1 protein-coding gene and 1 pseudogene are annotated in these 872 nt (G+C 45.6%); both read left to right on the forward strand.

Going from position 1 to position 872, the window contains the following annotated elements; translation table 11 throughout:
• Positions 1–763 (forward strand): potassium transporter TrkG (locus tag R7Q46_RS25850; protein ID WP_318078041.1); only part of this gene is annotated, 763 nt, incomplete at its 5' end.
• A 9-nt stretch (positions 764–772) separates the two neighbouring features.
• A pseudogene (locus R7Q46_RS25855) lies at positions 773–872 on the forward strand (menaquinone-dependent protoporphyrinogen IX dehydrogenase); the annotation flags it as partial.

Genomic DNA, 872 nt, shown 5'->3' on the forward strand with positions numbered 1-872 from the left:
CTTCGACAGTTACGCGATTAACCTGATTACCGTGGTGTTCTTGCTGATCTCTGCTTGTAACTTCACTCTGCACTTTGCGGCATTTGCCTCTGGTGGGGTTCATCCTAAGTATTATTGGAAAGACCCAGAGTTCCGCGCATTCATCTTTATTCAGGTGTTACTGTTTTTGGTTTGCTTCTTACTACTATTGAAGCACCACTCTTACACATCACCTTATGATGCGTTTGACCAAGCATTGTTCCAAACTGTCTCAATCTCGACAACCGCAGGTTTCACCACAACCGGTTTTGCAGATTGGCCATTGTTCTTGCCAGTACTGTTACTGTTCTCCTCTTTTATAGGAGGATGCGCAGGTTCGACCGGTGGTGGTATGAAAGTGATCCGCATTCTGCTTCTTACCTTACAAGGTGCGCGTGAACTTAAACGTTTGGTTCACCCTCGTGCGGTTTACACCATCAAAGTCGGAGGTAGTGCGCTACCGCAACGTGTGGTCGATGCTGTATGGGGATTCTTCTCAGCATACGCGTTAGTGTTTGTGGTATGTATGTTGGGTTTGATTGCAACAGGCATGGACGAGTTAAGTGCATTCTCTGCCGTAGCAGCGACACTCAACAACCTTGGTCCTGGATTGGGCGAAGTCGCACTTCACTTTGGTGATGTAAACGACAAAGCGAAATGGGTGCTGATCGTCTCCATGCTATTTGGTCGTCTGGAAATATTTACCTTACTTATTCTACTCACGCCGACGTTTTGGCGTAGTTAAGGGGAAATCGTGGGAAAAGCATTATTTCTATTCTCTTCTCGTGAAGGGCAAACCAAAAAAATCTTCCACTATATAGAAGAGCAATTAACAGACTTTGAATGTGAGCTGG

The sequence above is a fragment of the Vibrio sp. 811 genome (genome assembly GCF_033339195.1).